The sequence below is a fragment of the Nocardia sp. NPDC020380 genome, assembly GCF_044386975.1.
Lineage (GTDB): Bacteria > Actinomycetota > Actinomycetes > Mycobacteriales > Mycobacteriaceae > Nocardia.
On sequence record NZ_JBIRVQ010000016.1, the window covers coordinates 211609 to 219517 of the forward strand.

The window sequence follows — 7909 nt, forward strand, 5'->3', positions numbered from 1 at the left end:
GCCCGGGTCAGCGATTACGTCGTCGCTGCAACAGGATTCCGGCCGCCACCACGAGACCGGCCGCCAGCGCCACCCCGCCGCCGAGCGCCAGCCGCCGCGCCAGCGGAATGGGGGAGTCCTCGGTCCCGGACGCGGTCACCTGCTGCGCGAGATCGGCGGCCGGGTCGAAGAACTCCGGATCCCGGTCACCCGCCTGCAACAGCACCGGACCCGCCAGCCGGAAGGACCGATCCGGATCGGCGAGCAGCCAATTCAGCAGGCGGTCCAGGTGTTCCGGCGCCTGCGTGGAGGTGCCGACCACCACCATCCGCTTACCTGTCCAGGTGGCCTGCAGCGAACCGAACGAGAGCGGCGGCTTCAGATCGATCTTCGTCTCCAGATCGGCATCGTCGCCGTACACGATGAGGGTGTCGCCACTGCGATCCAGCGGCAGCGTGATCGAGCTCGGCAGCCCGCCGTTCGCGGCCACCAGCACCGCGGGCTGATCACTGCGCACCGCCGTATCGAAGGACACCAGCTGCGGCCGCAACGGCACCGCGGTCAGCCGCTGCACGGCGACCAGAATCTGTGCGGCCCGGACGGTATCGGCGAAGCCCGGCGTCTGCAGGCCCACCTGCAACTGCGGCATCAGCGCCTGCGGCACCGCGCCCAGCCCGCCCGGAACCGGTGGCTTCGAGAGCTGGCCCTGCACTTCACCATCCGGATCGATGGTCAGCGTGACCGGCTGTTCCAGCCCGCAACCATGCGTCAGGCCCGCCTGCTGCAGCGTCACGGAGACGGTGGTGAAGCGGGTCAGCAGTTCATTGGGGATGGTGACCCACTGATCGAAGCGTCCCGACGACACCACCGGCCGGGCCGCGATCTGCCGATCACCGATCGTCACCGCGAGCTGCCCGTTCAAGGTGTCGGGCAGCGGAGTGTGATTGCCGTGCAAGTGGACTCGCACATTCTTGGACGGCCGGCCCAGCCGGGTCATATCGATGGCGAAGTCGACCTTCACGTAGCCGATGGCGGTCGCGCTCAACCGCCCCTGCCCGAGTTCCTGCAGGGTGGTCGATTCCGGCGCGAGCTGCGGGGCCACCGGCAGGCCGATCGCGGTGGCCGACCCGGCCATGGCCGCACGCGAGAGATCGCTGGTCAGCAAACGGATCTGGGTGGGCAGCGAATTCTTGTCCCCGGAGACGGTCAGCGACGGCGCCGGTCCACCCGTGACACGCAACCCGGTATCGGAGCCCTCCTGGATCACGATCTGCCGCTCCAGGAAGGCCGGCGGATGATCGGGCGGCGTTGCGCCGGACTCGATTCGGCGGATATCCACCGCTACCGGCTGATTGGCGTAGCGCGCGGTCGCCGCCGCGCTCAAGGCCAGCACCGCGGCACTCTCGGTATCGGACGGGTTCGCGGGCAGGTACATGGTGAGCCGGTTCAGCACCGGCGGCAGGAACTCCGCGACCGTGGTCGGCTGCGTCTCCTCGCCGAAGTAGACGACCGACGCGTCGGTGAGGGTGAGCGGCTGCCCCTGCCAGTCGTCGGGGCAGATACCGGACTCGGGCAGCAGCGACGAAGTCAGCGACACACTCACCGCATTGCCGACCACCTCGGCCCCCGCCAGCGAGATCCGCACGGGCGCACGCGGATCCAGCGGCAGGTTCACCCGATCCAGCAATCGCTGCGCGGACCGGGCCTCCAGCGTGCCGTGCGTCAGCGTGGGCGGCAGCTGCACGGTCCCGGTGATCGCGGCGGGCGCGAGACCCGGCAGCAGCGGCAGCGTCAGGGTCACCTCGTGTTCCCGGCCCGGGAAGAGCAGCGCCTTACCCAATCCGAGGCTCTGCAGCGGGATCGGATTGTCCGCGGGCGCCGCGTTCGCCGCGGGCAGTCCGGGCGCCGGCGTCACCGGCAGCGCCAAGGCCGTGATCGCCGCGGCGAACGCGGCGGTGCACAGGCCTCGAGCGGCAGGCCCCCGGGTCGCTGAGCGGAACACACGCAAGATCATGGTTCTCCTGACGCGGTCGGAGGCCGGATGCGGGCCTATAGCCAAGTGGGATCGCCGAAGACAGCGCCGCTGTCGTCGACGGCCGCGGATTTGGCGTAGACGTAGGTGTATTGGCGAATGGAGACCGGTCCGGCGCAGCTGTTGACCGTGATGTGGAAGTCGCGCACCACGATTGCGACCTGACCACCGGGCAACAGGTCCTTCTCACCGACCGGAACTTCCTTGATCTCACCCGGGGCGAGCGTGAGGTTCACGCTCGGGGTGGCGCTCCAGGCATTGCCGCCACCGAAGGTCTGTGGATTCGGTGGTACGCCCACACCCCACGGTGGTGAGACGAAGGCCTGTCCCGCGAGGCCGGCGGTGCCGTTGTTGAGGTTCACCGAGCAGCCCACGTGATAGCCGGTCTTCAGGCTGCCGCCGGCGATGCCGTCGACCGTGCCGTAGGCGACATTGCTGACCAGGGCCTCGCGCGAGGTGCCCACCATGTTCAGCGGCGCGATCCGGTTGATGGATTCGTTCCGGTTGCCGACGGTGAAGGAACCGAACGCCGATTGGAAGGTTCGCTCATGCGGCGCGAGATCGACGACGTCGGCGTGCGCGGGGAGCGCGCGGCACAGCACGCCACCGACGGACAACAGAAGAATGCCGAGGTAGGAGTGCCGCATGGGCTTCAAAGTAATAGAAGAACCGAATGAATCACCGGCAAGACACGGGCCGACCGGTCGGTCTTAACTGAGTGGAAACCCCGGCGAGCGAGTCAGTGGCGGGCGAGCGCGACGATCCAGCGCAGTGCCGCGACCGTCGCCGCGGCGAGCACCGCGGCCTGGACCGAACCGACGATCAATGCCACCAGCAGTGCGGTGACCAGGGCGCCTGCCAGCGCCTCGAGCTTGTACACCGGCCACGCGGTACCGGCGATATCCACGGTCGCGACCCGCGACCGGGTGCGCTGCGCCTGCGTAGGGTGAACCACTGCCATGATCACAGGGTACCCGGGCGAAGAAAGTTCGGGCAAGCGAACTTTTCTGTCGGGAACATAACAAGAAATGGGCCTGTTGACCCGTTCATGCCACTAACCGGAGAGTACGCACCCAGTCCCTCCGACTGGGCCCGCAGTCAGGCCGAGAAGATCGAGGCGTCCAACGGCGCCGAGGGCGGCACCCACGAAGGCGTGCCCGTCATCGTGCTGACCAGTGTCGGCGCGAAGACCGGAAAGCTGCGCAAGACCGCGCTGATGCGCGTCGAGCACGACGGCGAATACGCCGTCGTCGCCTCGCGCGGCGGCGCTCCCCAGCACCCGGTCTGGTACCACAACCTCGTCGCCAACCCGCACGTCGAACTGCGGGACGGTGAGGACGTCGAGGATTACGACGCCCGCGAGGTCTTCGGTGACGAGAAGGCGGTCTGGTGGGAGCGCGCGGTCGCGGTCTGGCCGGACTACGCCAACTACCAGACCAAGACCACCCGCCAGATCCCGGTCTTCGTCCTCACGCCTCGCTCCTGAAGTAAGGCGTCGCCCGCCGCGCGACCGGGAGTCACGGCGGGCGGCACGGGAAATGCCCCGGTCACCTTGTGGCCGGGGCATTTTCGCCGCGCGCGCCCGGCGCGACGGTGAGACCCGCCACAACGGCCGCGCGGTGCCAAACGGATGATTCGCCCGGTTACGGGCGCTGCCGCGCAGCGCCCGCGAGCTCCCGGCTAGCATGATCCGGGTGTCTGATCCGCTTGTAGTTGCAGAGAAAGTGTCCGGTCCGCTGCCCGAATTGACGGCGGACGAGATCGATGCTGCCGCCAAGCGAATTTCCGATATTATCGAGCCGACGCCGCTGCAACGGATTCCGCGGCTGTCGGCGCTGACCGGGGCCGAGATCTACCTCAAGCGCGAGGATCTCACCGCTGTCCGCTCCTACAAGCTGCGCGGCGCCTACAACCTCATCGTCCAGCTGACCGCGGCCGAACGCGCCGCCGGCGTGGTCACCGCCAGCGCCGGAAACCACGCCCAGGGCGTGGCTTTCGCCTGCAAGGCGATGGGCATCAAGGGCCGCATCTACGTCCCGCGCACCACCCCCAAGCAGAAGCGCGACCGAATCCGCGTGCACGGCGGCGAATTCGTGGAGCTCATCGCCATCGGCGACACCTACGACGCGGCCGCCGAGGCCGCCGCCGACGATGTGGCGCAGACCGGCGCCACCATGGTCCCGCCCTTCGACGATCCGCGCACCGCGGCCGGGCAGGGGACCATTGCCGCCGAATTCCTCGAACAGCTCGGGCGCGAACCCGATCTGGTGATCGTGCCGGTCGGCGGTGGCGGCTGCCTCGCCGGAGTGGGCACCTACCTGCGGGCCCGTTCGCCGCGCACCGCCATCCTCGGGGTCGAGCCGGCGGGTGCGGCCTCCATGACCGCGGCGCTGGTGGCCGGGGGACCGGTCACGCTGCCGGAGATCGATCCGTTCGTGGACGGCGCGGCCGTGCGGCGCATCGGCGCGGTGCCCTATCAGGCCACCTCGCGGTTCGGCGGGCACGTGCGCTCGCACGCCTCGCTGCCGCTGCTGGCCTCGACCGAATCCGCCACGGGCACAGCCTCTTTCCGCATGATCACGGTGGACGAGGGCGCCATCTGCACCGCCATGCTCGAGCTCTACCAGAACGAGGGCATCGTCGCGGAGCCCGCGGGCGCCCTGTCGGTGACCGCGCTGCGCGAGGTGAACATCGAGCCCGGCATGACCGTGGTGTGCCTGCTCTCCGGCGGCAACAACGATGTCTCCCGCTACGGCGAGGTCATCGAGCGGTCGCTGGTGCATCAGGGCCTGAAACACTACTTCCTGGTGGACTTCCCGCAGGAGCCCGGCGCGCTGCGCCGCTTCCTGGACGAAGTCCTCGGCCCGGACGAGGACATCACCCTGTTCGAATACGTCAAGCGCAACAACCGGGAGACCGGCGCCGCGCTCGTCGGCATCGAACTGAGTTCGCCGGACGACCTGGACGCCCTCATGAAGCGAATGGACGAATCCCCGATCCAGGGCGAGCGTCTCGACCCGAACTCCACGGCCTACCGCTACCTCACCTGACCCGTCGCGGTCAGTGCACGTGATCGGCCTGGGGCGCGTCGGGGTTCCACGCGCTTCAGGTCCGCGTCCGTGGCGGGCGGTCAGCGAAGCGAGCCCCAGCCTAGGCACGATGTCGCCCGTGTATGCGATGCAGATTGCGGACGGGGACGCGATGGAACGGGTGAGCGTCGGCGTTGAGACGACGCTCGTCATGGATGGTCGACATGTTCGATCGGTTGTCGGAGACGCCCCACTGCACGGCGGCAACAACTCCGATACAGGAAAGCGCAACAAATACGAACTGAGCCAACGCGGACATGGAATCCCCCAGAGGTGCAGTGTGACAGCAGTTTTAGAACGTCATCAGCCTGCACGGCGAGACATTCCCAGTGGTCAACTGGATCAGCTGCGAGATTGTGAACGAAGGGCCGATATGCCCGTCCTGCCAGACCGGAGCCCATGTCCCGTCGTGGTATTGAACCCAGCCGGCGGGACGTTCTTCGCTGATCAGCGCCAGCGCGTCATCGATTTCCATCGGAATCGGTTCGTGTGTAGGTGTTTTCAGGACTCACGGTGATGACGTCAACCACCTGCCGAAGATCGCCGGGTACGGTGTCGCCCTCGAAGTGCTTCGCGCTCGGAACGAATACGGCTTCGGCCTTGATGCGCGTGATCGTTGCTTTGAGCCCTGCGAGTAGCGGCTTTCCGGTTCGGCCGTCGATGACGATCATCTTCGCGAAGTCGAAACCTCGGAGCGTTGCCGCGCTACGAATCTCCGTCTCGTCCCATGCTTGCCGCGTGCCGCTGATGTCCGATCGGACGTATCCGATCGCGGTTGGCCGAAACCTCATTGTCTACGTCCGTTCTGCTCGGTAACCCCAGCGGCTCTACCGACGCCGGGCGCGCACCTATGACACACCTCATAGTCACGAGGGCTCCAGCGAAACGGAGTCACCGAAAAAACGCCCCCGAATTCCCTGAATGACCTCCGCCACAGGTGGGAGGATTGCTCCGGAACGGTGAATTCGACATCCCCGAAACGGAGGATGCAATGACACAGCCAATCAGCGACGCGGGTTCGACGCTGCCGCGCCGCCAACTCGGCCGGTATCTGCTGGAGTGGCGCACGCGCGCCGGGTACACCCAGGCGAAGGCCGCTCAACTTCTGGAAATGGGTGCAACCAGCCTCGCGCGGCTGGAGAAGGGAGAGAACTCTCGCATCAAGACGCGGGACATACAGGCCGTTTGCGATCTGTACGGCTTGCCGGAGGATCTCGCCGCAGCCCTGGTTGGGCTGGCGAAGCAGGCCAACGTCAAGAACTGGTGGCACCAATACGGCGACCTGATCCCCAAGGACTTCGATGTCTACGTAGGGCTCGAAGCCGCCGCAACCAAAATCGTTACGTACCAACCCGACCTGGTTCCTGGCCTACTTCAGATCGCAGACTATGACCGATCATTGGTCAGCCAGATCTGGCCTGATGATTCCCCTGAAGAATGGCAGCGACGTGTGCAGTTGAAGATGCAGCGTCAGAAGATCGTCACTCGCAAGACACAGCCAGTGATGCTGGATGTCGTGGTCGGCGAGGCAGCGTTGCACCGGGTCGTGGACAACAGGACCATCATGGCTACCCAACTCCGGCATCTGGCAGATCGGTCAGCCCAAGACAACGTTGAGGTCCGTGTACTTCGTTCCGCCGCAGGCTTTCCGGGCGGTATTTCGATGCCTCCGTTTGTCGTGTTGCAGTACGGAGAATCCGCACCCGGTGAGCCCGTAGAGCCCCCTGTTGTGTTCCTGGAGGGCATCGTGGGCAACATGTACATTGAGGACGCGGACGACGTGGCAAGCTTCCTGCGATCGTACGATCGCCTGAGGGGTGCAGCGCTCGATAGTTCGAGCAGCCGACAGTTGTTCAGGCAGTTAGCTAGGGAGCATGAGAGTGGACACTGATCTGTCCGACGCGCACTGGTTCAAAAGCAGCTACAGCCAGGGCGGCGGCGAATGCGTGGAGGTCGCCTACCTGGACGGTGGCATGGTCGGCGTCCGCGACTCCAAGAACCCCGCCGGCCCAGCGCTGGTCTTCACGCCCGGCGAGTGGAGCGCCTTCACGGCGGGCGTCAACGACGGAGAGTTCAAGCGCCCCAACTGATTTCAATCATTAGACCGAATATGCGAGCGTCCCACCTCGGGCGGGGCGCTCGCTTTGTTATTGCCGGCGTGACGGCGTGCGATGTCAGATGTTCAGCTGACCGTCAGGTAGTTCTCGTTGCCGCCGGGCGGTACCGGCGGTCGGGCTCGTCCTCGTAGGACGTGTGTTCGTCCTGTTCGTACATCTCGAACGGAGCAAGTACTCGAGTCAGCGCGGTCTGCACGTCACCGATCGCATCCGGCGGCAAGCACACAACCACTCAGATATGCGCCAAATCCCTTTCCCCTCTGCAATACCGAGCGCCCAGGCTTCCACCCAATCGACAGACCCAGATTTCTGGCCGGTTCGCCGGCCGGAACGGCCCTGCCATCGGCATAGATGATGGAGCGTCAGCCTTGGATGGCCACGGCCAGTTGATCTTCCACCACGGCGCGTTGGCCGACTCGGGCAGCGCGATCAGCGACGGTAGCGTACGTGCTGCCGGCCTCGGATCGGCTCGGCCCGTTGAGCTTCTGCCACCCTGGGCTGGCCGGAGCGGTCAGCATGGGAGCGGCGATGTGGGATGTCGGGGCGATCGTTCCGATCGAATTTGGACAATGTGTGGGGTCTGGTTCAAGATCGTGACTGGACCACCCCGGGTTTGAGGGAGACCGTTGGATCTGGAGAGGATCGACGGTATGGCAGGCAATCGGAGATACCCGGCGGAGCTGCGGGAACGG

8 protein-coding genes are annotated in these 7909 nt (G+C 66.3%); 4 read left to right on the top strand and 4 right to left on the bottom strand.

The window, feature by feature from the left end:
• Positions 1 to 7: 7 nt before the first annotated feature.
• The 3 genes from ACH438_RS37360 to ACH438_RS37370 all read right to left on the bottom strand — a co-directional run bounded on the left by ACH438_RS37360 (position 8) and on the right by ACH438_RS37370 (position 2972).
• Positions 8 to 1993: a hypothetical protein gene (locus ACH438_RS37360; protein WP_397014247.1), complete on the bottom strand. Its 1986-nt coding sequence runs from the start codon at positions 1991 to 1993 to the stop codon at positions 8 to 10.
• Between the two features lie 35 nt (positions 1994 to 2028).
• Positions 2029 to 2658: an MspA family porin gene (locus tag ACH438_RS37365; RefSeq protein ID WP_397014249.1), complete on the bottom strand. Its 630-nt coding sequence runs from the start codon at positions 2656 to 2658 to the stop codon at positions 2029 to 2031.
• 92 nt (positions 2659 to 2750) lie between these two features.
• Positions 2751 to 2972, bottom strand: coding sequence for a hypothetical protein (locus tag ACH438_RS37370; RefSeq protein ID WP_397014251.1), 222 nt, complete (start codon positions 2970 to 2972; stop codon positions 2751 to 2753).
• 87 nt (positions 2973 to 3059) lie between these two features.
• On the opposite strand from ACH438_RS37370, the gene ACH438_RS37375 reads away from it, so the two are divergent.
• A complete protein-coding gene (locus ACH438_RS37375) occupies positions 3060 to 3497 on the top strand; it encodes a nitroreductase family deazaflavin-dependent oxidoreductase (protein ID WP_397014253.1) in 438 nt (145 codons plus the stop codon).
• Positions 3498 to 3696: 199 nt separating this feature from the next.
• Positions 3697 to 5061, top strand: a complete 1365-nt coding sequence (gene ilvA, locus ACH438_RS37380) for a threonine ammonia-lyase IlvA (protein WP_397014255.1) — start codon at positions 3697 to 3699, stop codon at positions 5059 to 5061.
• 500 nt (positions 5062 to 5561) lie between these two features.
• Here the strand turns inward: ilvA and ACH438_RS37385 are convergent, their stop codons facing one another.
• The gene (locus tag ACH438_RS37385) at positions 5562 to 5771 is read right to left on the bottom strand and encodes a hypothetical protein (RefSeq protein WP_397014257.1); all 210 of its coding nucleotides are present in this window, start codon (positions 5769 to 5771) and stop codon (positions 5562 to 5564) included.
• Positions 5772 to 6091: 320 nt separating this feature from the next.
• Here ACH438_RS37385 and ACH438_RS37390 point away from each other — a divergent pair, with 320 nt between their 5' ends.
• Positions 6092 to 6991: a helix-turn-helix domain-containing protein gene (locus tag ACH438_RS37390; RefSeq protein ID WP_397014259.1), complete on the top strand. Its 900-nt coding sequence runs from the start codon at positions 6092 to 6094 to the stop codon at positions 6989 to 6991.
• A complete protein-coding gene (locus ACH438_RS37395) occupies positions 6981 to 7190 on the top strand; it encodes a DUF397 domain-containing protein (RefSeq protein WP_397014261.1) in 210 nt (69 codons plus the stop codon). The genes ACH438_RS37390 and ACH438_RS37395 overlap by 11 nt, the downstream gene beginning before the upstream one ends.
• Positions 7191 to 7909 lie beyond the last annotated feature (719 nt).